Here is a 25,048-nt window from a genome sequence, read left to right as displayed (position 1 = left end):
ATTATCTATTCACAAAAAGCGAAATTATTTTAATTTCGCTTTTTAAAATTATAAGCAAATGAAAAATTTTTTAAAAGTTTTAATGCTATTTTTATTACTTTCTTCCTGTGGAGAATCTGATTCTGGATGTGAAGACGCAGCATTAAGATTTAAAAATAACACATCATTAACCATTACCATTACAACATCTACAAACGGAATAAAAACCTTAGATGCAGGCAAAACATACACCTTAGTTTTAGCAGCAAATACAAGAGTAGAATATTCAGCAGTAACATCTACAGCAACAACCGTTCATAGGTGGAATAATAATATAACCGTAAAGGATTGTGAAGTTAAAACGATTAATTTATCTTTATAAACCAAAATAAAACTTTCAATTTTATGTACTCTCAAATAAAACAAGCTACTTTCTTTTTATTTCTAGTTGTTTCGTTAACAGCACTATCGCAAACAAAAAAAATCTATTATAAGAATGGAAAGCTACTGGGCGAAGGGAAAATGGTGAACGAAAAAAAAGAAGGACCTTGGGTTTTATACCACGCTACAGGAGAAATTTTGGGAAAAGGAAGCTATAAAAATAATTTGGAAGATGGTTATTGGGAAGCTTATTTTCCAGCAGGAGAAATTTTTTTCAAAGGAAATTTCACAAATGGAAAAAGAGTAGGTAAGTGGCTCGAAGTAGATGGACTTAGTAAACAGTATTTATTAGAAAAATTTTATGATAATGATAAATTATTAAACCCAGATAAATACAAAGCCTTTTATCAATCAGGAGAAATACATGCAGTTACAGGTTTAATAGATGGCAAAAAAAATGGAATTTATAAAGCTTATTATAAAGACAAAACCACAGAAGTAGAAGGAAAATTTGATAAAGGAAAAAGAGTAGGGCCTTGGAAGGAGTATTACGAAAATGGTCAGCTAAGTTATTCCGCAAATTATGTTGATGGAAGTGAAGTAGGTGCAGTTATGCAATATCACAAAAACGGAAATACGGAATCAATTGAAAACTATCAAGATGATGAGTTAACTGGAGATTATTTAGAGTTTTTTGAAGATGGTACCATAAAGGAAAAAACAAAATATGTAAATGGAAAAAAAACAGGATACTCACTTAAATATTTGGCAAAAAACAAATTACTTTTTGAAGGAAACTATGTTGATGGTGAAAAAAGCGGAAAATGTGTAGAGTATAAATATTATAAAGATGGAACTATAAAATCTAAAATAGAATACTTTGGTGAAGATTACAATGGAGAGGTTAAATATTACCATACTAATGGAAAAGTTTCATCAATATATAATTATAAAAATGATAAAAAAGTTGGATCTTTTTCAAGTTATTATGATACTGGAAAATTAAAAAAATCAGGAACTTATAGCTATTCAGGTAAAAGAACTGGTGTTTGGAAAGAATTTTTTAAAAATGGCTCTTTAGAATCTGTTGAAAACTATTACAATGGTTATTTAAGTGGAAAAGCAAAATATTATAAAGACACCTCATATAGTAGTTATTTAGAAGAGGAAGGAAGTTATTCAAACGATAAAGAAACTGGTACTTGGTTTAAATATTACAAAAATGGCGATATTGATGCTAAAATAACCTATACTAATGGTAGAGTAGATAAAGAGGTTCATGCAACGAAACTCTATTTTCATAATAAAACATCTAATACAGTATCATTAGCTGTGAGGTTTAAAAATTTAAAGGATGAATGGGAAACAGCTGCTTGGTATAATTTAAAACCAGGAAAAAAATCGTACGTTCAAGACGTTTTAGACACTAAAGTGCTTTATTTTGCAGAAAGCAAAAGTGGCGTTTGGAAAGGTACAGAAAGTAGAAGCGTAAACGGTAAATACTATAATATGAGAGTTTTTAATATAAAAGAAAGCACAATGTCTAGTTCCGGAGGAAAGTTCACAATGAATTTAACTGGAAAATAACTATTAAAACTTCATTGCTAGTTTAAAATTTAAAACTCTACCAGTCATAAAATTAGGAATACCAAATTGGGTTTTAGAGTATACATCTCTAACCCAAGTATTTGTAATCGCATTTTGAATATCAAACATGTTAAAAAGCTCTAAACCAGCTGTTAATTCTTTAAAGTTTGATAAAAACCCTTTTTGATAGCGTTTGTTGGCATCAACAAAGATATAAGAAACACCCAAATCTGCTCTTTTATAATCTCTTAAGCGTTCTTGAAATTGATATACATCTGCGTAAGCAGGTGCTCCTCCAGGAACTCCAGTATTGTAAACTAAATTTAAATATGCTTTTAAATTAGGTAAATTAGGTACATAATCTTGAAACAAAATACCAAATTTTAATCGTTGATCAGAAGGTCTAGAAATATTACCTCTATTATCAATATTTTCTTCAGTTTTTAAATAACCTAAACTTACCCAACTTTCGCTACCAGGAACAAACTCTCCATTTAAGCGAACATCTAAACCATGGGCAAAAGCAGTAGTAACATTGTCTGCTCTGTACCTAATTCTTACATTGTCTACAGAATAAGCATTTACGTTAGATAAATCTTTATAATACAACTCTGTAGTCAATTTAAAAGGTCTTTCCCACATATCAAAACTATAATCCATCCCTGCTACAAAATGAATAGACTTTTGCGCTTTCACATTTTCATTAATTTTTCCGTAAAAATCTTTTAGTTCTCTGTAAGAAGGTGGTTGCGAGTACCAACCTCCAGAAAAACGAAATAACATATCTGTTTTCCAACTAGGTTTAATAGCAAACTGTGCTCTAGGACTAATAATTGTTTGATTTTTAGAGTTTCTTCCGTTTGCAGAAACTGTCCAATTTTGTGCTCTCACTCCAATATTGTACCAAACTTCATTATCATTCCAAAACAAGCGTTCGTTAAATTGTACGAAACCAGAAATTCTATGTATTTGTACATTATTGTCTTCTCTAATGTTTTGAAAAGGTATGATTGGACCTTCAAAAGGTTCATAAGGTTGATTATTACCAGAACTATTTGGCGGACGAACAGAAAAGCCTAAAGAATCTATAACTTCCCATTCACGAATACGTTCACGAATATCTTCGTTTTGATATTTTACACCAAAATCTAATTGTTGTCTGTTTTTTTTATAACTTCCTCTAATTTGTATGTTATTTATTAACGCATCTAAATCGTTACGAGCATGGTTTAGTTGTGAGCCTATTCCTTGTGCAAAATCTACTTCTCCAAAATCTTCAGAGCCAATATTAGCATCTACTTCTCCTAAGTTATATGAAGCTAATATATCATAGTATTCTTCTTCTTGGGTATTGTAACTAGAAACAGTTGTTGTAAAAGATAAGTTTTCATTCGCCTCAAATTTTGCAGATAAAGCATTAAAAAGAGTTAAATAATTATTTTCTTCTTTACCTTGATAAAACACAATTAACTCTAAAGGATCTGCAACTGTTCCAAAACGAGTTCTTCTAGAAATGGGTTGATAATTGTAATTATTCATCGAAAAATTACTCAAATAACTTAGAGTAAAGTTTTCTGAAAAATCGTAAGAAATATAAGATTGTAAGTCTGTAAAACGTGGTCTAAAATTAGTTTCAATTTGTTTGCTATTTACAAAAAGGCTATTGTCTCTATACCTTACACCTGTTAAAACATTTAATTTATTATTAAGAAAATTTCCTTCGAAAGTGGCACTTCCACCTAATGAACTAGCTTCAACAGTTGTTGCTTTTTCTCTAGGTTTTCTATAGGTAATATCTAACACAGAAGATAGTTTATCACCATATTTAGCTTGAAAGCCACCAGCTGAAAAATTAATGTTTTGTACCATGTTAGAGTTGATAAAACTCAAGCCTTCTTGCTGTCCAGAACGAATTAAAAAAGGCCTGTACACTTCAATTCCATTTACATAGACCAGGTTTTCATCAAAATTTCCACCACGAACATTGTATTGTGTACTTAATTCGTTATTATTGTTTACTCCAGGCAAAGTCATTAAAACATTTTCTACACCAGCATTTGGGCCAACAATATTTTTAGCTTTGTTCGCATCAATTTTAATAATTCCTTGTGCTTCTTTTTTACGATCTTTTACAACAATGGTTTCTAATTTTTCTATTTTTAATGATAAAATTGGTGAAAAACGAATTCCATTTCTGCTTTTTGCCGTAATTTTTTTTGTGAATGGTTTGTAAGAAACATGTCTGTAAATAATCGTAATTTCTTCATTTAGAGGTATTCTAATAGAATAATTACCAGATTCATCTGTAGTAGTTCCAGTATTTCCAAATTTTACGGAAACATTTTCTATGGGTTGTTTTTCTTTGTTTTTTACTGTTCCTTTTAAAATGGTTGTTTTTTGAGCAAAGGCAACAATAGGAATACAAAAAAAGATTAGAAAGAGTTTTTTCACGTAAATTTAGTTTACTTGTTTTTTAAAGAACGTAGCAGAAAGCTCTGAAGTATTTCCAACATTGTCCGAGACTACAATTTTAAAGATATGTTTGCTACCATCCAATTTTTTATCATTAAAATTATAAGTTAAAATTTGTTTTTTGTGATTGTATTCCATTAAAATCCACTCACCATCAATGGTAGCTCTATAATTTTTTATTCCAGAACCTACATCTGTAATTTTTACTTTTAGTGTTTTATGGCTGGTAATCCATTGTTTATCTTTAAAATACAACAAACGAATGCTTGGTTTTTTAGTATCTGAAAGTAACTTGTATTTTCCTAGAGTTTTTGTTGTGGTGTAAAAAGTACTGTCTTTTTTTCTAGTATATTGGTATCTTGGATATTTAGCATATTCAACATTTGCAATGTATAAATGTTGTTTTTCTTCTTCAGTATATTTTGATACGTCAAAAGTTAATGTAAAACTTTTATCTAAAGGAACTGTTGGGTTATGAATGTTTGCAATACCTTTCTCAACTTTAAAATCTAAATACATATCTTCATAAAAGGTGTTCTTTGGAAAAGCGACTGTAACATTTTTTTGTGTAAATTTTTGAAACTTTTTAGCTACAATTTTATAGTTTGTAGTATCTTTTTGTTTCTTAAATATAGAGTTACTTTCTTTACCAGATACTGGAATTTTTATGGAGCTAGAGTTTCCTGCAAAATCTTTTGCTATAATTTCAACTGTGTAATTTAAGCCCTTTTCAATAGTTATTTTTCCATTATCTAATAAATCTTTATAAATGGAAAGTCTGTTTGCTTTTACTTTATGTGTTTTTTGAACTCGACTTTTGTATTTTTTATAATATTCATAATCAATTAATAAGTTAATATACTTACTTTCTGCAAAAGAAAAAGTTGCAACGTCATGGTAATAAACTCTTTTTCCGTTTACTAACATTTCTAAACTATAAATACCATTTCTGTTATTTGCTTTGTTTAGTCTATCAAACACATTAACACCAAATCCTATAGTTCCGCTTGCTGAAATTCTATCAGAAATGTAAGTACCATTTCCCTTGTTTTTCAAAGAAATTTTATAACGATTGTATTGCTTGTTTATACGAGCATCAACACTTAAGGGATACACTAAAACAGTTTGTACTGTTGGCGATTTTGTGTCTTTAGAAGTAATTCCAAAAAACATTGGATTAATAATATGTTCAGTTTCTGTATCTCTAATTTCGAAGTGTAAATGAGGTCCTCCAGAACTACCAGTATCACCAGAAAAAGCTACAATATCTCCTTTTTTTACAGGCAATTCATCTTCTTTTAAAAAAATATTTCCTGTTTGGTAATTTTCTTTTTTATATTGAATAGCTTTTACATATTCTTCAATTTCATCTGCATATTTACTCAAATGAGCGTAAACAGTGGTATAACCATTAGGATGTGTTATGTAAAGTGCTTTACCAAAGCCAAATTGTGCCACTTTAATTCTAGAAATGTAACCATCTGCAGCAGCATAAATTTTTAAACCCTCTTTACCTTGCGTTTTGATATCTACACCAGAATGAAAATGATTACTTCTAAGCTCACCAAAAGTACCCGCAAAAACGGTTGGTATACCTAATGGATTTCTGAAATAATTTTTAGGATATTCTTTTTGAGAAAAACAAACAGCGGTAAAAAGGTAAATAAAAAGTATAATAATATGCTTCAAAAGGCGAATTTTTCTGTAAAAATAGTAAATAATCTTGTTTTAATAAATGATTGAAAATCAGTATTTTATTAAAATATCAATTAAATGTTGGAAAATTTAAAACAGATTGTTAACTTTGTAAGTATAGTTTTATTCTAATAATTTTATGAGTAATACATTAGAAGCAATTCATTTACTGGAACATAAGTTACAAAACTTACTTTCTAATTATGAATTTTTGAAAAATGAAAATGAAATACTGCTTCAAAGTACTACAGAATTGCAACAAAAATTATTAAAAAAAGAACAAGAGTTAACACATCAAAAAAAAGAATATGATTTGTTAAAAATTGCGAAAACTATAAATGGCAGTAATAAAGATACGAGAGATACAAAACTCAAAATAAATGCATTAATTCGAGAAATTGATAAATGTATCATTCAGTTACAAGAATAAAGTTCTTTAAATAGTGGAGAAGTTAAGAATTAACATCGTAATTGCTGGTAGAACATATCCTTTGAGTGTAAATAACACAAAAGAAGAAGAAGGTATGCGTAAAGCAGCAAATGCAATAAATACATTAATTTCTAAATACGAACAAAACTATGCAGTTAGCGATAAACAAGATGTTTTAGCGATGTGTGCATTACAATTTGCTTCTAAATTAGAAATATCTTCATTACATAAAGATGAAAGTAATACTGAAACAATTAATAAAATAAAAGAGTTAACACAGTTAGTGGAAACTCATTTAAAATAAGTTCTTTAAAATACATTAACAACACACTGCCTACGTTAGTAATTTGTTTGATAAACTCAACACTAATCTATTATGAAGGATAAGTCTTAGTTGCTAAAGCAAGCCATAGATGCTAAATTTATTTTGCATCAGGTGGATCCTTGATCAGCTAGTTAGTCCTAAACTTGTCATAATGGAGTTTATAAAAACCACACTATCGTAGGCTTTTTTTATATATTAAATTTAAATTATGGATGGAATATTACTTCCCATTATTGTGGGAATTGTAGGGATAATATTAGGTTTTTTCATTGCAAAAGCAATTGAAAAATCTAAGGGTAAAAAATTATTAAATTCAACAAGAAAAGAAGCTTCTGCTATTATAAAAGAAGCCAAAATTGATGCAGAATCAATTAAAAAAGATAAAATTTTACAAGCTAAAGAAAAGTTTATAGAATTAAAATCAGAACACGAAAAAGTAATATTATCAAGAGAAAAGAAAATTTCTGATGTAGAAAAACGAATCAGAGATAGAGAGTCTCAAGTGGCATCTGAAGTAGATAAAACTAAAAAACTCAATCGTTCTTTAGAGCAAAAAGAAAAAGACTACGATTTTAAATTAGATTTTTTAGAGAAAAAAGAAGACGAATTAGAAAAAATGCACAAAAGGCATGTAGATATGCTTCAACAAATTTCAGGTTTATCTGCTGAAGAAGCTAAAAAAGAACTAGTATCTTCTTTAAAAGACGAGGCAAAAACCGAAGCAATGGCTTTTGTACAAACCTCTATTGAAGAAGCAAAATTAACAGCAGAACAAGAAGCTAGAAAAGTAGTTTTAGGAACCATACAAAGAGTTGGAGTAGAGCAAGCAGTAGAAAATTGTGTTTCTGTTTTCAACTTAGAATCTGATGATGTTAAGGGAAGAATTATTGGTAGAGAAGGACGTAATATTAGAGCCTTAGAAGCAGCAACAGGTGTAGAAATTATTGTAGATGATACTCCAGAAGCAATAATATTATCTTGTTTTGATCCTATTAGAAGAGAAATTGCGCGTTTGTCCATGCACAAACTTGTAACTGATGGTAGAATTCATCCTGCTAGAATTGAAGAAGTTGTTCAAAAAACAGAAAAACAAATTACTCAAGAAATTATAGAAGTAGGTAAAAGAACTGTAATAGACTTAGGAATTCATGGGTTACACCCAGAATTGGTAAAAGCAGTTGGTAGAATGAAATATCGTTCTTCTTACGGTCAAAACTTATTACAACACTCAAGAGAAGTTGCAAACTTATGTGGAATCATGGCAGCAGAAATGGGCTTAAATTCTAAAGTTGCAAAACGTGCAGGTTTATTACACGATATTGGAAAAGTACCAGATGCAGAAAGTGAATTACCACATGCTTTATTAGGAATGCAATGGGCAGAAAAATATGGTGAAAAACCAGATGTTTGTAATGCAATTGGTGCACACCATGATGAAATCGAAATGAAGAGTTTAATCTCTCCAATAGTACAAGTTTGTGATGCAATTTCTGGAGCAAGACCTGGAGCAAGACGTCAAGTTTTAGATTCTTACATACAACGATTAAAAGATTTAGAAGATATTGCATTTGGTTTTACAGGAGTGCAAAAAGCATATGCAATTCAAGCAGGACGTGAATTGCGTGTTATGGTAGAAAGCACAAAAGTAAACGACACAAAAGCTGCTGAATTATCATTTAATATTTCTCAGAAAATTCAAAATGATATGACATATCCTGGTCAAGTAAAAGTTACTGTTATTAGAGAAACAAGAGCTGTAAACGTGGCTAGATAGAATTTGATAAAAGTAAAATCTATAAAAAAAATCCTGCAAATTGCAGGATTTTTTTTATTTTCTAGGATGGTATTTTGCGACAACTTCTTGTAAAAAACTTTTATCTAAATGAACATAAATTTCAGTAGTTGTAATACTTTCATGACCTAACATTTGCTGAATAGCTCTCAAATCTGCACCTCCTTTTAATAAGTGCGTTGCAAAAGAATGACGTAATGTATGAGGACTAATTTTTTTCTTCAAATCAATTTTTTCAGCCAAATCTTTTATAATCAAAAAAACCATTTGTCTTGTTAAACCTTTTCCTCTTCGGTTTAGAAATAGTGTATCTTCAAAACCTTTTTTTGGTTTTATTTTATTTCTTATTTCATTCTTATAAATAGAAATATATTTTTTTGCCGTTTCATGAATGGGTACAAACCTTTCTTTATTTCCTTTTCCCAAGACACGAATAAAACCTTCTTCAAAAAATAAATCAGAAATCTTTAGCGTAACCAATTCTCCTACACGCAAACCACAACTATACATAGTTTCAATAATAGTTCTATTTCTTTCTCCTTGCGGATGACTTAAATCTATAGCAGTAATTAATGCATCAATCTGTTCTTCTGAAAGTGTATCTGGTAATTTTCTACCAATTTTTGGAGTTTCTAATAAGTCAGTTGGATTGGTAACTCTATAATCTTCAAAAACCATATAATCAAAAAAACTTCGTAAACCTGAAATTATTCTAGACTGACTTCTAGGATTAACTTTGGTTGCTACTTCGTAAATAAATTGTTTAACAATTTCACCATCAATCTTAGTGGGTGAAACAATAATTTCGTTTTCATCTAAAAATAAGTTTAGTTTTTTTAAATCTCTGGTATAACTATCAATAGTGTTTTTTGAAAGTCCTCTTTCAATTTTTAAAAAAAGCCGATAATCATTAATTGCATTTTGCCATTTCATAAAACTAAACTACAAAAAAAACCATCCTGATAGGATGGTTTTTATAAAATTAAAAATGTGTGTTTTATAAAGTTTTAGAATAACTACCATTTTTAGGTTGTAAATCTCCAGTTATTATCATAACAAGATCAATAATATACCAAATTCCAAAACCACCTAAAGTTATTAATTTAAGTACTCCTAATAAAGTATACCCTAAATAAAATCTATCAACACCTAAACCTCCTAAGAAAATTGATAATAATAAAGCAGTTGTTTGACTTTTTCCAGAGTAAGCTGCTGCGTAAGAGGTAACCTCTTTCTTTTCAACTTTATTGTCTTTTATAACTTCAACAACTTCTTTATTCTTCTTTACTGGAAAAGAAGCATGTGTGTTGAACGAAAATGCTAAAAAAGCAAATAATAGTGTGTAAATAGATAATGATTTTTTCATGATAATTAAGTTTTTTTTAGTTAATTGCCACAATATATAAAATTATACATGAAAAAGAATATTTTATTTTTAATTAGTTTTTTATTTTTTTTAATATCAAACGCTCAAGAAAAAAAAACCTTTGAATATGAGTTAGTTGGCGCTTTGGTTTTAGATTCGAAACAATTATTTTCTTACAAAATTGAATTCAATGCAAGAAAAAATAATTTTATTGAAGGCTATTCTTACACAGATCTTGGTGGAGAAAATGAAACAAAATCGTATATAAGAGGATATTATGATGCTGATTCAAAAAAAATTCAATTTAAAGAAAGTGATATCTTATATACCAAATCTAAATTTTTACCAGAAGAATTTTGTTTTATAAAATTTGAAGGTGTTTTTAAAGGTAAATCCAAAAAGAAATCTTTAAATGGGGATTTTATTGGAATTTATGATGATAAAGATACTTGTGCAACAGGGCAAGTAAAATTAGTAAGCACAAAATTTTTAGAGAAAAAAGTTAAAAAATTTTATAAAAAAGTCGAAAAGGTTGATAAAATTAAAAAGATTGATAGTATTGTAAAAGAAGAATTAAAACCAGAAAACTATTTAAAGAAATTTAGTGAAACTAAAATTGCGTCTGGAGAAAAAGTTTCTGTTTTTGTATATACAAGTAAAATGAAAATGGAAATTTGGGATTATGGAAAAGAAGATGGAGATAAAATTACCATATTACTGAATGATGTAGAGGTTTTAAAAAACTTTTCAGTTACCAAAAAAAGGAAAAGTATTGTACTAGATTTAAAAGAAGATAAAAATTTAATTAAAATTATTACTGTTGATGGAGGAAGTATAAAAACAAATACTACTAAACTTAAGCTTTATGATTTTAGGCGACAATATGAGGTAATTGCAGATTTAGAAGAAGGCAAATCAGCCAGTATAAATGTTGTAAAATTAAAAGTTACTAATAAAAAATAATCAAAATCTATTAGAGTTAACCTTTAAACAGAATGAGCACCTTATAAGAACAATACATGGCTACTTTTGAAGTATAAATTCAATTAAATTTAAAAATTATGAAAAAAGTACTATTTATTGCCTTTTTAGCAATAGCAGGTTTAGGAAAAATGAATGCTCAACAAGGAGTATTAAATGGAGGTTTAAACGTTGGTATTCCAGTAGGAGATGCAGACAATGTATCTAACTTTACATTAGGAGCAGAATTAAATTATATGTTTCCAGTTGCAGACGGTTTCACTTTAGGACCATCTGTACAATACTCACATTTTTTCGGAAAAGAATATGATTTAGGAGGAGGAATAACAGCTGAAGCTTCAGATCTTTCTTTTTTACCAATTTCTGGTGCAGCAAGATTTAACATCACAAACGATTTTATTGTAGGTGCAAACATTGGTTATGCTGTAGGATTAGATGATGGAAATGATGGAGGTTTTTATTACAGACCAATAATTGGACATAAAATAGGAGACAATACACAATTAAACCTTTCTTATTCAGGAATTAGTGATGATGGTAGAAATATATCTAACATCAGTTTAGGAATTATGTTTGGCTTGTAATACAAAAACTACAAAAAAATAAAAAGAGCAAGTAATTGCTCTTTTTATTTTTTAAAATTATTATTAATAATTTATTAAAAATAAAATCATGAAAAAATTACTATTTATTACTTTAATTACTTTAATTACTTTGACATTTCTAGGCAATGTAAATGCTCAAAATGGAGTATTTAATGGAGGTATAAATGTTGGTTTACCAACTGGTGATGCTGATAATTCTTACGGAGTAACTTTAGAAGCAGACCTTTATTATATGATTCCTTTAGCAGATCGTTTTGCTATTGGTGCATCAGCTGCATACAGTCGTTTTTTTGGAAGAGAATTGTTAAATACAGATATTGCTGATGCCTCTTTTTTACCACTTTCTGCAGCAATAAGATATAGTTTTTCTCCTAAATTTGTTTTTGGAGCAAATTTAGGATACGCTCTCGCTTTAAATGATGGAATTGATGGAGGTTTTTATTACAAACCAATTTTTGGTTATAGTATTAACGAATACACACAAATTAGTATATCATATTCAGATATAAGTAGTAATGGAATAAATTTTTCAAATGCTAGTCTTGGGGTTTTGTTTAGACTTTAATTATTCATAAAATAAATGTTTTTTTATTTTATAATAGTATTTTAGCAAAATGAAAATTATAGTTATAAACGGACCCAATTTAAATCTATTAGGCAAAAGAGAGCCAGAAGTTTATGGTTCCGAAACTTTTGAAGATTATTACAGACAATTACAATTAAAATTTAAAACTGTTGAGTTAACTTATTTTCAATCTAATATTGAAGGAGAAATAATTGACAAATTACACGAAGTAGGTTTTAGTTTTGATGGTATTGTTTTAAATGCAGCAGCGTATACCCATACTTCTGTTGGTATTGGAGATGCAGTAAAAGGTATAGATACTCCAGTAGTAGAAATTCATATTTCTAACATTCATGCTCGTGAAGATTTTAGACATAAAAGTTTTATTGCTCCCAATGCAAAAGGTGTAATTTTTGGCTTTGGTTTAAAAGGGTATGATTTGGCTATAGAAAGTTTTTTATAATTTTAGTCTCATTTTTATATCTGCACGCTCATAGTGTACATCTTTTTCTAGAGGAATTTCTTTGAAACCATATTTTTTATAAATGTGCAAAGCATTTACCAATGATCTATGAGAATAAAGTGTAATACTTTCCCAGCTTTTTTTAGTTGCAAAATTGATACAAAACTCTAATAACTTTTTACCAATTCCTAAACCTTGAAATTTAGGCGAAACAGCCATCTTTGTCAACTCAAAAAACGAATGTTGATTTTTTAATGCTACTGTTCCAGCAATTTTGTTATCATATTTAGCAAAAAAAATAAATCCACCTTTATCAATAATATTTTCTACAGGATTGCTAAGTACCTTTTCGTCATAAGGTTCCACGTAAAAATATTTTTCTAACCAAGCTACATTTAAGTCATAAAAATAAGTTTCATATTTTTCTTCAAAAGGAATAATTTCAATTGTAATATTTTTCAAAAAACAGAAATTTTAAAACATTGGTTATTTAGTCGTAAAAATAATACGATTCAACGAAAGTTACTATAATATCTTCTAAAATAAATTATATTTGTAAAAACAACCAAAGTACACATGCAAAAAGATAAATGGCTTTTTGAAATATCTCCCAAAAACAATTTATTTGATTTAAATCTTAAGGAAGTTTGGCAATATAGAGATTTACTAATTCTTTTTGTAAAGCGTGATGTAGTAACTTTATACAAACAAACTATTTTAGGGCCTTTGTGGTATTTAATTCAGCCATTATTTACTTCTGTAATTTTCACCTTAGTCTTTAACAATATTGCAGGAATTTCTACAGGAACAATACCTCCTTTTCTTTTTAATTTAGCTGGTGTAACTATTTGGAATTATTTTAAAGAATGTCTTACAGCAACTTCAGATACATTTAAAAAAAATGAAGCTATTTTTGGAAAAGTGTATTTTCCAAGAGTAATAATGCCAATGTCTATAGTGGTTTCTAATTTATTAAAATTCGGAATTCAAATTTTTATATTTATATGTTTTTATCTGTATTATTATTTAACAGGTCATAATGTATCACCTAATTTATATTTAATATATTTTCCTTTATTAATTATTGCTATGGGAATGTTAGGTTTGGGTTTAGGAATGATAATTTCTTCTATGGTTACAAAATACAGAGATTTGACTTTTTTAGTATCTTTTGGGGTACAATTACTCATGTATTTATCTGCAGTAATGTATCCTTTAGATTTGATGAGAGAAAAATTAATTAATCTTGAAGAAGGTTATAACTACGCTTGGGTTGTAGATATCAATCCAATAGCTCATTTGGTAGAGTTTGGTAGGTTTATGTTACTAAATGATGGTAGTTTTTCTGTTTTTGGAATAATTTACACAACCATATTTACTATAGTTGTATTCTTATTAGGCTTATTGATTTTTAATAAAACCGAAAAAACTTTTATAGATACAATATAATGGAGAATGATGATGTAATTTTAAAAGTGGAAAACCTATCTAAACAATACCGTTTAGGAACTGTTGGAACAGGAACAATAAGTCACGATTTTAATAGATTTCTAGCAAGAATTAGAGGAAAAGAAGATCCATATTTAAAAATTGGTGAATCTAATGATAGAGCTTCCAAAGGAAATTCCGAATATGTATGGGCATTAAAAGATATTAATTTTGAAGTAAAAAGAGGAGAAGTTTTAGGTATTATAGGTAAAAATGGTGCAGGAAAATCAACTTTATTAAAAATACTTTCTAAAGTTACTGGCCCAACAACAGGTTCGATAAAATCTAAAGGAAGAATAGCCTCTTTATTAGAAGTTGGTACGGGTTTTCATCCAGAAATGACAGGGAAAGAAAATATTTTTTTAAACGGAGCTATTTTAGGCATGACCAAAAAAGAAATCCAATCTAAATTAGATGAAATTGTTTCTTTTTCTGGCTGTGAACGTTATATAGACACTCCTGTAAAACGTTATTCTAGTGGAATGAAAGTACGTTTAGCTTTTGCTGTAGCAGCTCATTTAGAACCAGATATTTTAGTTGTTGATGAAGTTTTAGCAGTGGGTGATGCAGAATTTCAAAAAAAGGCAATTGGTAAAATGCAAGATATTTCGGGTAAAGATGGAAGAACTGTTTTGTTTGTGAGTCATGATATGAACTCTATTTCAATCTTAACAAAAAAAGTTGTTTTGTTAAAAGATGGAAAAGTTAACTACACAGGTCCTACAGATTTGGGAATAAAAAAATACTTAAGCAGTTCTAAGGAAAATAAAGTTTATGTTGGAAATCCTTCAACAGAAATACCAAAATTTATAAAAATAGATGTATTAACAAGTTTACCAAATTCTGTTCATATTTTTGGAGAAAAACTAGAAATAAATTTTGAAATTAATTTGCCAAATAAACAAAATAACCTAGCAATTTCTTTTCAAATATTAGATGAATTTCAAAATCCAATTGTACATATTTGGAATATAGATTCAGAAAAAAATATAAGCAGAGATAAGGGTAATTATAAATTTAATTGTAATATAAATTCTCCAAAACTATATATGGGTAACTATTCTATAAGAGGATATTTATCTGACTCTAAACTTAAAAAAAGATACGATTTTGTAGATTCTGTGGGTAATTTTAAAATTGAAATGATGAAGTTAAAACGAAATGATTATAAATGGGAATCTGGAAGTTGTAAATATCTAGAGGATTATTCTTGGATAATAAATAAAAATTAATGGTACAAAAAATAAAGAAAAAAATACATAATTTATTCTTCAAAGAATTTCAGAAGAAAGTTATAATTCAATCTAATCATTCAGATTTTTCTGATTTAGAAAATGATATTATAAAAAAAGTTACTCCATACACTCTAACAAACCCAGAAAGATTAGTCAGTTTATTAAGAGCTTTAGACTATATAAACCAAAACCAAATTAATGGTAGTATTGTAGAGTGTGGTGTATGGAAAGGAGGAAGTATTATGGCTGGTCTTTACAAATTAAAAAATTTAAATGATGAAAGTAGAGACATATATTTATATGATACTTTCGAAGGAATGTCTGAGCCTTTAGAAATTGATAAATCAATAAGAGGAGAATCCGCTACTAACGCTTTCAAATCTCAAGATCAAGTTTGGGACAGAATAGAGTGTTTATCGCCTTTAGAAGAAGTTGTTGAAAATGTTAATTCAGTAGGATACTCTTCTGAAAAAATAAATTTTATAAAAGGTAAAGTAGAAGATACAATTAATAAAACGAATGCACCAAAAGAAATAGCAATTTTAAGATTAGATACAGATTGGTATGAATCTACAAAGCATGAGCTAGAAATGCTTTTTCCGAAATTAGCAAAAGGTGGAGTTTTAATAATTGATGATTATGGTCACTGGCAAGGATGTAAAAAAGCTGTAGACGAATATTTTTCTAAGAATAATATTCAAATGTATCTTTCAAGAGTAGATTACACATGTAGAATTGGAGTAAAACAATAGCATAAATGGCAAAAGATTTTTTCTACACAAAACTAACAACAAAAAATTTAGATAATTTTTTTATAAGAACATCTATAAAAAATGCAATCGAAACTAATTTAAATGACTTCAAAGGGAAGTTATTAGACGCTGGTTGTGGTAAAATGCCATATAAATCTTTTATATTAAAAAATAGTAATGTAAAAAATTATGTAGGTTTAGATATAGAAGAAGCTTTAGTTTATGATGAGCAAATTAAGCCAGATTATTTTTGGGATGGAAAAACAATGCCTTTTAAAGCTAATAGCTTTGATACTATTTTGTCAACAGAAGTTTTAGAGCACTGTTATGACTATAAAAATTATATCAAAGAATGTCTTCGAGTATTAAAACCAGAAGGTATTATTTTTTTTACAGTACCTTTTCTTTGGCCACTTCACGAAACACCACATGACCACTATAGGTTTACTCCCTTTACACTTCAAAAAGCTTTTGAGGAAAATAATAATTGTAAGGTAAATATTTATGGTTTAGGTGGTTGGAATGCTAGTTTAGCAACAATGTTAGGGCTTTGGACAACAAGGTATGTAAGTAAAAAAAAATCTAAACTAATAAAACCCTTTTTAAAACCAATCATAAAATATTTGATAGCCAAAGATAAAGCACCTAAAAAATTTGAAAACAATACAATGTATACATCTTTATGTGGAATAGTAAAAAAGAATAATGAATAAAATATTAAACGTTGCATTAATTTCACCTAGCAAAAATGCTTATTCGGAAACATTTATTCAAATGCATAGAAAAGGTATTGAAGGTAATGTTGTTTATTATTTTAATGGAGATCTTCCAACAAAAAATAATTTGGAAAATAGATTAGCTAGTAATATTTATAAATTATTTTTTAGAATAAAAAAAATATTCAAATTTACCCAACTTACAATTTTAGAGCAATCTTTAAAACATTCATTTAAAAAACATAAAATTGATATTGTAGTTGCTGAATATGGAACAACAGCTGCAGCAGTTTACAATGTATGTTTTAACACCAAAATACCTTTATTACCAATATTTCATGGTTTTGATGCAAGCATAAATCATATATTAGAAACTCATAAAAACAAATATGAAAAAATATTCAATTATTCAAAATATATAGTAGTCGTTTCAAATAAAATAGCCGAAACATTAATAACAATTGGATGTTTAAAAAATAAAATTATTATAACACCTTGTGCACCACAAAATAAATTTTTTGATATAAAACCTAATTTTAAAAAAAATAATTTTTTAGCAGTTGGTAGGTTTGTAGATAAAAAAGCACCTTATTATACAATTCTTTCTTTTGTAAAAGTTCTTAGGAAGTATCCAAACGCAAAATTACAGTTAATAGGAGATGGTCCATTAAAAAATGTTTGTGAAAATTTAATAAATTACTATAAAGTTTCAAACAATATTAAAATTATTGGAGCTGTAAAATCTAAAGATATAGATTCTTATTTCGAAAACTCATATAGTTTTTTACAACACTCTGTTGTAGCCAATAACGGAGATTCAGAAGGAACTCCAGTAAGTGTTTTAGAGGCTAGTGCAGCAGGTTTACCAGTTGTATCAACTAAACATGGTGGAATTTCCGATGTGATTTTAAATAATAAAACAGGTTTTCTTGTTGACGAACATAATGTAGAATTAATGGCAGAAAAAATTTGTAATCTTATAGAAGATAAACTGCTAGCTAAAAAAATGGGACAAGAAGGAAGAGCATTTGTTAGAAAAAATTTTTCCTATCAAAATCATATAAGTACAATTAACAAAGCAATAAAAAATTCTTTATGATTAAAGAATTAGTTTCTATAATTATACCAGTATTTAACAGAGAAAATCTTGTGATTGAAACATTAAATTCAATTACAAAGCAAACTTATACAAATTGGGAATGTATAATTGTAGATGATGGTTCTACAGACAACACTTATGTTTCAGTTACAAATTATATAGAAAAAGACAGTAGGTTTAAAATTTTTAAAAGACCTTCAAATAAAATTAAAGGTGCAAATTCTTGTAGAAATTTTGGCTTTGAACAATCTAAAGGAGAATATATTCAGTGGTTTGATAGTGACGATTTAATGTTGCCAGAAATGTTGGAAAAAAAAGTTTCTAAAATAAAAAGAAACTTCGACTTCGTTTTAAGTGGTTGCGTATTTTTTAACCAAGAGAAAAATACAAAATGGTCTAAAGATTTAAGTATTAGAAATTCTATACAGTTAGATTATTTTTCAAATGAAATAATTTTTAATACACCAACTTCTCTTTGGAAAAGAAATATTGTATCAAACCATAAATTTAATGAATGTTTAATGAGAGCACAGGAGTTAGATTTTTTCTCTCGAATTTTATTAAATGAATCTGTAAAAGGTACTATTTTAAATGAAAACCTGGTTTTAATAAGAGAACACGAACAATCTATTACTGGAGAATATTTAAAAGGAGATAAAACTAAAATTTTTAATGATGTAAATGTTAGATTTTATATTTTTAAGGAACTAAAATCAGATACACCCAAAAAAGTGAAAGATAAAATTTTTTACCTTTATCTTAAAACTATACAAAATGCATTAAAAAACAAATATTTCTCGAAAACATTAATACATCTTTTTAATTCATTTCTAAAAATAAATTGGAGTTATAAATTAAGTATATTAAAAATTTTATTCTATTCAATTATATACTCTCTTAGTGGCAAAGGTTGGGAGTACTTAAAAAAACACATCAAAAAATATAATATTTAATGCAAAAACCTTTAGTTTCTATAATTATACCCTGCTACAATACCGCACAATATTTAGATGAATGTTTACAATCTGTAGTAAATCAAACATATTCAAATTGGGAAGCAATTATTGTAAACGATGGTTCTACTGATCATACAAGTCAAATAGCAAGAGTTTGGGTAGATAAAGATAAAAGATTTCAATATTTTGAAAAGGAAAATGGAGGTTTAGCCAACACAAGAATTTTTGGAATTGAAAAATCTGAAGGAAAATATATATTTCCTTTAGATTCGGATGATTTTATAGATAGTACATTTGTAAAAAAAGCAATAGATATTTTAGAAAAAGACAACTCTATAGAGGTAGTATATTCTCAAGTAATGAATTTTGGAGAAAAAAATGGACTTTTTGAGCTGGAAAAATATTCTTTAGAATATTTACTTTTAAAAAATTGTATTGTAGCCTCAGCTTTTTTTAGAAGAGAAACTTATGACAAAGTAGGAGGGTATTGTAAAGATTTAAAGTTTTTAGAAGATTGGGACTTATGGATTTCAATTTTAAAAAATGGAGGTAATGTTTATAAAATAGAAGAACCTTTGTTTTTTTATAGAGTTAGAGAATCTGGTTCGCTAATTAATAATTTATTTGAAGATTTAGAATTGTATAAACAGCATCATGATATAATTTTTAAAAGACATTCAGATGCTTTTATAAAATATATAGGGAATCCCTTTTTAATTGAAAGAGAAAGAATCCAATTATTAAATTATAAACAGAAAATACAAAGTAGTTTTTTCTACAGAAATTATCAACGTTTAAAGAAAGTATTTAAAAAATGACAATTGATTTATCTGTTATAATTTTATCAAAAACCAATTCAAATACAATATTTGAAACAACAATGAATTGCATTAATTCTTTAGTTGCCTCTGAAGAATCTATTAAGGGAATAGAAATTATTTTAGTTGAAAGTAATAAGAACTATGCAAAAACATATGCATATCCAGATTTTGTAAAGGTTATTATTCCAGAAGAACAATTTGGCTTTCATAAATTTTTAAACATAGGTATAAAAGCATCAAGTGGTAAATTTATAGCCTTATGTAACAATGATTTAATATTTGAGAAAAATTGGTATTCAGAAATTTTAAAAGTAGCCAATACACACAAAGAAATAGATTCTTTCAGCCCAATAGATCCAAGAGAAGAGTTAAATAAATACAAAGGGACTTATGAAATTGGTTATAAGATAAGATCGCAAATAAAAGGTTGGTGTATTGTTTGTAAAAGAAAAATGTTACATAAAATTAATTTATTAGATGAAAAATTTGTTTTTTACTACTCAGATAATGATTATTCTTTAACACTTTTATATTACAACATAAAACATGCTGTTGTTTCTAAATCTCATGTAAAACACTTGCATAAAGTTTCTACAAAAGAAGCAATAAAAAATAAAGATCTTTTTTTTAATGAAAATGTAACAAACAAAAAACTACCTAAACATTTAAAACTACCTGCTTACAAAGAAATTTTAACAAGTAATAGAGGTTTAAAAGACCACTTAATTTATTATGAAAAATGGGGAAATCCAGACTCCGTTTATAGAATTGCAAGATATGCAAAGAAGTTAAATTCATTACATTTGAATATAATTACAAAACTTTTGTTTCTTACAAAACGTGTTTTTAAAATATAATTAAATGAACACAATTAAAACAGTTTTATTATCAACAGCTTCTTTACCACATGAAGGAGTTGCAAGTTGGACAACTGAGTTAAACTATTTATTAAAAAATGATAACGAATTAGATTATATAATTGGTCCATATTCAAATATAAAAATAAACAAGCCGAAGCAAGTTTTTATAGAAAAATTGACTTTTTTAGATAAAATAAAAAGAAAAATTAATTATAACAATAGGTTCAATAATTATTTAAGAGCACTAAATAAAGTTCTCAAATTAGAAGATAAAATTATTTTACAAGTAAAAGATAATTTCGGTTTATTAAAATCAATACTATTTTTTATTGAAAAAAATAAGCTAAGAAAAAGAATTTACGTTCAATATCACTACCATAGTTTTTCTCCTTTTACTACAGATGAAAAAATATTATCACAAATAGACGAGTTAGTTCTTCTTACTGAAGATTCGTATCATCATATGAAAAACACTTTAGATACATTTCCTGTAAGAGTGAGTATTAACAATGATGGAGTAGATTCAGCAAACTTTAAGCCCGTAAATAAAACAAATAAAAAAAACTTAAGAGAAGAGCTCGATTTAAGTACTGATAAATTAATTTTTGTATGGTGTTCTCAAGATAGAAAGAAAAAAGGTTTAGATATTATTTTACAAGTTTGGCAAGAAATATTTAAAAACAACAATAATATAGAACTTTTGGTTTTTGGTGTGCAAAAAAACATCAATATTAAAGGGGTTAAAATTATGGGGTTAGTACCAAACCATTCTCTAATTAAATATTATCAATGTTCAGATTTTTATTTATTTCCAACAATATGGTTAGAGGGTTTTGGATTAAGTTTAGTAGAAGCTTTAAAATGTGGTAGTTATTGTATTTCTGCAGAAAACGGATCAACAAAATATATTCTAAAAAATGGAGAGTATGGTACTTTGGTAAAAAAACCAAATATAATTTCTTGTTGGGTTAGTGAAATTGAAAAAGCCATTCTTACATATGAAAACAATAACAAAATAAATCCATTTTTAAAAAACATACCTCAAAATATATACGACATAAAAGATTGGTGTAAAAGATATAATAATAATATAATAGAGGCGAAAAAGTCTTTTAAAAACAGATATTATATATAAAAATGAAAATTCTTTTTGTTTGTATGCAATATATCCATTCTGCAAGGTGGATTAATCAATTGAAAAACACAAATCATGAAATTTATGTTTTTGATAGTTTAGATGCTCCTATTCATCAAGATTTATTATGGACAAATTATACAACCAATTGGAGTCAAAGAAAAATAAAATATATTAAAGGCGAATATTTTCTGAAGAAAAAGTTACCCAAACTTTATGAAAATATTATACCGTATTTACAAGTTACAGCTTCTGAAAAGTTAGAAGAATTAATAAATGAGATTCAGCCGGATTTGGTGCATTCTTTAGAAATGCAATCTCAAACCTACCCACTATTAAAAGTTCAAAAGAACATTGATTTTAAATGGGCTTATTCTTGTTGGGGAAATGATATTTTTTACTATAAAAATTTAAAATCACATAAATCTAAAATAAAAAAGAGTTTACAAAAAATTGATTATTTTTTTTTAGAATGTAAACGAGATGGTAAATTAATTAAAGCCATAAATAGTAAAAGTAATATTATAAGTACTAATTTTCCAGGAGGTGGTGGTTATAAAATTAAAAAATATCAGCAATATTCTCTACCAGTAAAAGAAAGAAAATTAATAATGATTAAAGGTTATGAACATAATTTTGGTAGAGCATTATCCGTTTTAAATGCAATAGAAATTATTATTGAAGATGTTCGAAATTACGATATTTACGTGTACTCCGCTCATAATAAAGTGATTGATAAAATTGAAGAAATCAATAAAAAATATATTATTAATATTAAATATTCATCAAGATACAGTCAAATATCTCATATTGAGCTTTTAGAAAAATTTGGAAAAGCCAAAATAGCGATTGGAAATAATATTTCAGATGGTATTGCTAATACTTTGTTAGAGGCTATAATTTGTGGCGCATTTCCAATCCAATCAAACCCAGGAGGTGTAACAGAAGAGTATATTGAAGATGGTAAAAATGGTTTTTTAATTGAAAATCCAGAAGACTCTAATGAAATAGCTTTTAAAATTAAAAAAGTATTAAATAATGCTGTTTTATTAGAGAATGCCTTCAATATAAATAAGGATATTTCTGAAAAATTGGAGTATTCTAAAATTAAAAAAGAAGTTTTGGAAGCGTATAAAAAAATTGAAAAAGATATTTAATGAAAAAAATCTTATTCTTAGTAAACGCAGGTAAAATAACTTCAAATGAAAATGGTGGAGCATCTGTTTATTACAGTCATTTAGAACTGTTATTTAAAGCTGGTTTCCATATAGAAATGGTCGTTTTAGAATGGGAGAATCAGCAAATTTATATTGAAGAAGATTATAAAGAAGTTGCAAAATTTGTATCAGAAATTAGTAGTTATAAAGTTATTTCAAAAAAACATAACAAAGGGTTAAACAGAATTGTAGAAGCAATCACAAATCCTTCAAAATTTGAATATAATTTTACAAATGAAGAGAATACTCAGTTTTTAAAGAATAAAATCCAAGATAATAATATCGATTTAGTTTGGTGTGAATGGAGATGGAGTGCGATTTTAGCAGCGAATTCAGCTTTAAAAGTTCCAGTAATTTATGCACATCACGATTGGGAATACAAATTAGCAAAACTTAGAAAGAGAAGAAATTTTTTACAAAAGTTCCATACGTTTCAAAAGAAACGAGTGGAAATAGCTATTGTAAAAAAAGCAACAGCCTGTATTTCAGGTTCAATTACAGAAAAGGAAGAAATAGAAAAAATAGCTTCAAAAAAAGCTTTGTATTTACCAACAACCTATAAAGAAATTATTTTAGAGGAAAATAATTTAGAAAAAGCACCTTCAATAATACATCTTGGTGGAATGAATACAACAGCAAACAGATTGGGCTTAGAACGTTTTTTAGATGTTTGTTGGGCAGATTTAAAACAAAGAATTCCAAAGGTAAATTTAAAAGTTATTGGAAGTTTAAAACAAGCAACCCCCACTTTATTAAAAAAATTAAAAGACCCACAAATTACATGTTTCGGATTTGTAGAAAATTTAGATACAGTAATGATTCCAAAAGACATACACATTGTTCCTTGGGAATACAACACAGGCACAAGAACTAGAATTCCAGTAATTTTAAATTACGAACAAGTTTTAGTGGCAACTAAACCATCCGTGAGTTGTTACAAAGAAATTACAAAGGAAAATAGTGTTTTGTGTAATGATTTAGAAGAAATGACAGAAGAAATTGTGAATTTGTTTTCTAACAAAGAAAGACTACATTTGTTAAGTAGCAAAGGAAAAGAGGTTTTTTTAGAAACTTTTACAGCCGATAATCAATTCCAAAAACTAAAAACTTTTATACACAATTTAGTATGACATTTATAATTGCAGAAATTGCACAAGCACATGATGGAAGTTTAGGAATGGCACATGCATATATAGATGCTGTTGCGAAAACAGGGTGTAATGCTATTAAATTTCAAACACATATTGCTGATGCAGAAAGTAGTATTCACGAACCTTTTCGTGTGAAGTTTTCCAAACAAGATGCCACAAGAATGGACTATTGGAAACGAATGGAATTCACTTTAGAACAATGGAAAGAATTAAAAAACCATTGTGATGAAGTTGGTTTAGAGTTTATGAGTTCGCCTTTTAGCAATGCTGCAGTAGATGTATTAGAAAAAGTAGGAGTGAAACGTTACAAAATTGGTTCTGGAGAAGTGAATAATTTTGTATTATTAGAAAAAATAGCAAAAACCCAAAAACCAGTAATTATATCTTCTGGCATGAGTTCTTTTGATGAATTAGATAAAACCGTTTCTTTTTTAAAATCTAGAAATGTAGATTATTCTGTATTACAATGTACAACTGCATATCCAACAAAACCAGCACAATTTGGTTTAAATGTAATTCAAGAATTAAAAGAAAGATATCAAGTTACAGTTGGTTTTTCAGATCATTCTTCCTCCATAGAAGCTTGTATTGCAGCCACAACTTTAGGTGCCGAAATCTTAGAATTTCATGTCGTTTTTAATAAAGAAATGTTTGGTCCAGATGCAAAAGCATCTTTAACAATGGAAGAAACTACAAATTTGGTTACTGCAGTAAGAAATATTGAAGTCGCTTTGCAAAATCCTATTGATAAAACAGACAACTCAAATTTTAAAGAATTAAAAGCCATTTTCGAAAAATCTTTGGCAGTAAATAAAGATTTGAAAAGTGGAAGTATAATTACTTTTTCGGATTTAGAAACAAAAAAACCTAAAGGTTTTGGTATCTTGGCAAGTGAATATGAAAATATTATTGGTAAAAAATTGAATAAAGATGTAAACCAATGGGATTTTTTAAATTATGAAGATATAACAGAATAA

Annotated in this window: 26 protein-coding genes and 1 other RNA gene; 22 read left to right on the top strand and 5 right to left on the bottom strand. The window is 27.5% G+C overall.

Annotated elements, in window-relative coordinates; genetic code table 11:
• The first annotated feature begins 58 nt into the window (after nucleotides 1-58).
• Nucleotides 59-361 (top strand): hypothetical protein, encoded by a 303-nt coding sequence (locus FDT66_RS05230; protein WP_138535096.1) that lies wholly within the window; start codon nucleotides 59-61, stop codon nucleotides 359-361.
• Between the two features lie 23 nt (nucleotides 362-384).
• On the top strand, nucleotides 385-1,947 hold the full coding sequence (locus FDT66_RS05225; protein ID WP_138535095.1) for a toxin-antitoxin system YwqK family antitoxin: 1,563 nt from the start codon (nucleotides 385-387) through the stop codon (nucleotides 1,945-1,947).
• 3 nt (nucleotides 1,948-1,950) lie between these two features.
• Here FDT66_RS05225 and FDT66_RS05220 read toward each other — a convergent pair whose 3' ends face one another.
• On the bottom strand, nucleotides 1,951-4,398 hold the full coding sequence (locus tag FDT66_RS05220) for a TonB-dependent receptor (protein ID WP_138535094.1): 2,448 nt from the start codon (nucleotides 4,396-4,398) through the stop codon (nucleotides 1,951-1,953).
• Nucleotides 4,399-4,404: 6 nt separating this feature from the next.
• Nucleotides 4,405-6,108: a M23 family metallopeptidase gene (locus FDT66_RS05215; RefSeq protein ID WP_138535093.1), complete on the bottom strand. Its 1,704-nt coding sequence runs from the start codon at nucleotides 6,106-6,108 to the stop codon at nucleotides 4,405-4,407.
• A gap of 145 nt (nucleotides 6,109-6,253) precedes the next feature.
• On the opposite strand from FDT66_RS05215, the gene FDT66_RS05210 reads away from it, so the two are divergent.
• The 4 genes from FDT66_RS05210 (at nucleotide 6,254) to rny (ending at nucleotide 8,643) form a co-directional block, all read left to right on the top strand.
• Nucleotides 6,254-6,544, top strand: coding sequence for a hypothetical protein (locus FDT66_RS05210; RefSeq protein ID WP_138535092.1), 291 nt, complete (start codon nucleotides 6,254-6,256; stop codon nucleotides 6,542-6,544).
• Between the two features lie 13 nt (nucleotides 6,545-6,557).
• Complete coding sequence (locus tag FDT66_RS05205; RefSeq protein ID WP_138535091.1) at nucleotides 6,558-6,848, top strand: cell division protein ZapA; 291 nt, start codon at nucleotides 6,558-6,560, stop codon at nucleotides 6,846-6,848.
• 54 nt (nucleotides 6,849-6,902) lie between these two features.
• Nucleotides 6,903-7,029: non-coding RNA, 6S RNA (gene ssrS, locus FDT66_RS05200), on the top strand.
• A gap of 48 nt (nucleotides 7,030-7,077) precedes the next feature.
• The gene (rny, locus tag FDT66_RS05195) at nucleotides 7,078-8,643 is read left to right on the top strand and encodes a ribonuclease Y (protein ID WP_138535090.1); all 1,566 of its coding nucleotides are present in this window, start codon (nucleotides 7,078-7,080) and stop codon (nucleotides 8,641-8,643) included.
• Between the two features lie 54 nt (nucleotides 8,644-8,697).
• Here rny and xerD read toward each other — a convergent pair whose 3' ends face one another.
• Both xerD and FDT66_RS05185 read right to left on the bottom strand, forming a co-directional pair.
• Nucleotides 8,698-9,594: a site-specific tyrosine recombinase XerD gene (gene xerD, locus FDT66_RS05190; protein ID WP_138535089.1), complete on the bottom strand. Its 897-nt coding sequence runs from the start codon at nucleotides 9,592-9,594 to the stop codon at nucleotides 8,698-8,700.
• 64 nt (nucleotides 9,595-9,658) lie between these two features.
• Nucleotides 9,659-10,027, bottom strand: coding sequence for a TM2 domain-containing protein (locus FDT66_RS05185; protein WP_171032321.1), 369 nt, complete (start codon nucleotides 10,025-10,027; stop codon nucleotides 9,659-9,661).
• A gap of 48 nt (nucleotides 10,028-10,075) precedes the next feature.
• On the opposite strand from FDT66_RS05185, the gene FDT66_RS05180 reads away from it, so the two are divergent.
• The 4 genes from FDT66_RS05180 (at nucleotide 10,076) to aroQ (ending at nucleotide 12,641) form a co-directional block, all read left to right on the top strand.
• Entirely contained in the window at nucleotides 10,076-10,990 is a 915-nt protein-coding gene (locus FDT66_RS05180) for a hypothetical protein (RefSeq protein ID WP_138535088.1), read from the top strand.
• 98 nt (nucleotides 10,991-11,088) lie between these two features.
• The gene (locus FDT66_RS05175) at nucleotides 11,089-11,592 is read left to right on the top strand and encodes a transporter (RefSeq protein ID WP_138535087.1); all 504 of its coding nucleotides are present in this window, start codon (nucleotides 11,089-11,091) and stop codon (nucleotides 11,590-11,592) included.
• 88 nt (nucleotides 11,593-11,680) lie between these two features.
• Nucleotides 11,681-12,178 (top strand): hypothetical protein, encoded by a 498-nt coding sequence (locus FDT66_RS05170; protein WP_138535086.1) that lies wholly within the window; start codon nucleotides 11,681-11,683, stop codon nucleotides 12,176-12,178.
• Between the two features lie 49 nt (nucleotides 12,179-12,227).
• Complete coding sequence (gene aroQ / locus FDT66_RS05165) at nucleotides 12,228-12,641, top strand: type II 3-dehydroquinate dehydratase (RefSeq protein ID WP_138535085.1); 414 nt, start codon at nucleotides 12,228-12,230, stop codon at nucleotides 12,639-12,641.
• Here the strand turns inward: aroQ and FDT66_RS05160 are convergent.
• The gene (locus tag FDT66_RS05160; protein ID WP_394347922.1) at nucleotides 12,636-13,103 is read right to left on the bottom strand and encodes a GNAT family N-acetyltransferase; all 468 of its coding nucleotides are present in this window, start codon (nucleotides 13,101-13,103) and stop codon (nucleotides 12,636-12,638) included. The genes aroQ and FDT66_RS05160 overlap by 6 nt on opposite strands.
• 114 nt (nucleotides 13,104-13,217) lie before the next feature.
• On the opposite strand from FDT66_RS05160, the gene FDT66_RS05155 reads away from it, so the two are divergent.
• The 12 genes from FDT66_RS05155 to FDT66_RS05100 are packed head-to-tail and all read left to right on the top strand — an operon-like array spanning nucleotide 13,218 to nucleotide 25,048.
• Nucleotides 13,218-14,090 carry an ABC transporter permease gene (locus FDT66_RS05155; protein WP_138535084.1) on the top strand — a complete coding sequence of 291 codons (873 nt, stop codon included), beginning with the start codon at nucleotides 13,218-13,220 and terminating at the stop codon, nucleotides 14,088-14,090.
• Complete coding sequence (locus tag FDT66_RS05150) at nucleotides 14,090-15,361, top strand: ABC transporter ATP-binding protein (RefSeq protein WP_138535083.1); 1,272 nt, start codon at nucleotides 14,090-14,092, stop codon at nucleotides 15,359-15,361. Before FDT66_RS05155 ends, FDT66_RS05150 begins: the two co-directional genes overlap by 1 nt.
• Entirely contained in the window at nucleotides 15,361-16,116 is a 756-nt protein-coding gene (locus tag FDT66_RS05145) for a TylF/MycF/NovP-related O-methyltransferase (RefSeq protein ID WP_138535082.1), read from the top strand. Before FDT66_RS05150 ends, FDT66_RS05145 begins: the two co-directional genes overlap by 1 nt.
• A 5-nt stretch (nucleotides 16,117-16,121) precedes the next feature.
• Nucleotides 16,122-16,829: a class I SAM-dependent methyltransferase gene (locus FDT66_RS05140; protein ID WP_138535081.1), complete on the top strand. Its 708-nt coding sequence runs from the start codon at nucleotides 16,122-16,124 to the stop codon at nucleotides 16,827-16,829.
• Nucleotides 16,822-17,931 (top strand): glycosyltransferase, encoded by a 1,110-nt coding sequence (locus FDT66_RS05135; protein WP_138535080.1) that lies wholly within the window; start codon nucleotides 16,822-16,824, stop codon nucleotides 17,929-17,931. Before FDT66_RS05140 ends, FDT66_RS05135 begins: the two co-directional genes overlap by 8 nt.
• Nucleotides 17,928-18,884: a glycosyltransferase family 2 protein gene (locus FDT66_RS05130; RefSeq protein ID WP_138535079.1), complete on the top strand. Its 957-nt coding sequence runs from the start codon at nucleotides 17,928-17,930 to the stop codon at nucleotides 18,882-18,884. Before FDT66_RS05135 ends, FDT66_RS05130 begins: the two co-directional genes overlap by 4 nt.
• Nucleotides 18,884-19,705, top strand: a complete 822-nt coding sequence (locus FDT66_RS05125; RefSeq protein WP_138535078.1) for a glycosyltransferase family 2 protein — start codon at nucleotides 18,884-18,886, stop codon at nucleotides 19,703-19,705. Before FDT66_RS05130 ends, FDT66_RS05125 begins: the two co-directional genes overlap by 1 nt.
• The gene (locus tag FDT66_RS05120; RefSeq protein ID WP_138535077.1) at nucleotides 19,702-20,565 is read left to right on the top strand and encodes a glycosyltransferase family 2 protein; all 864 of its coding nucleotides are present in this window, start codon (nucleotides 19,702-19,704) and stop codon (nucleotides 20,563-20,565) included. The genes FDT66_RS05125 and FDT66_RS05120 overlap by 4 nt, the downstream gene beginning before the upstream one ends.
• Before the next feature lie 4 nt (nucleotides 20,566-20,569).
• Nucleotides 20,570-21,703 carry a glycosyltransferase family 4 protein gene (locus FDT66_RS05115; protein WP_138535076.1) on the top strand — a complete coding sequence of 378 codons (1,134 nt, stop codon included), beginning with the start codon at nucleotides 20,570-20,572 and terminating at the stop codon, nucleotides 21,701-21,703.
• A 2-nt stretch (nucleotides 21,704-21,705) separates the two neighbouring features.
• On the top strand, nucleotides 21,706-22,860 hold the full coding sequence (locus FDT66_RS05110; RefSeq protein WP_138535075.1) for a glycosyltransferase: 1,155 nt from the start codon (nucleotides 21,706-21,708) through the stop codon (nucleotides 22,858-22,860).
• Nucleotides 22,860-24,050 carry a glycosyltransferase gene (locus FDT66_RS05105; protein ID WP_138535074.1) on the top strand — a complete coding sequence of 397 codons (1,191 nt, stop codon included), beginning with the start codon at nucleotides 22,860-22,862 and terminating at the stop codon, nucleotides 24,048-24,050. The genes FDT66_RS05110 and FDT66_RS05105 overlap by 1 nt, the downstream gene beginning before the upstream one ends.
• Nucleotides 24,047-25,048 (top strand): N-acetylneuraminate synthase family protein, encoded by a 1,002-nt coding sequence (locus FDT66_RS05100; protein WP_138535073.1) that lies wholly within the window; start codon nucleotides 24,047-24,049, stop codon nucleotides 25,046-25,048. Before FDT66_RS05105 ends, FDT66_RS05100 begins: the two co-directional genes overlap by 4 nt.

This window comes from Polaribacter aestuariivivens (assembly GCF_005885675.1).
In the GTDB taxonomy this organism is placed as follows: domain Bacteria; phylum Bacteroidota; class Bacteroidia; order Flavobacteriales; family Flavobacteriaceae; genus Polaribacter; species Polaribacter aestuariivivens.
This window is presented reverse-complemented; position numbering and strand designations above follow the sequence as displayed.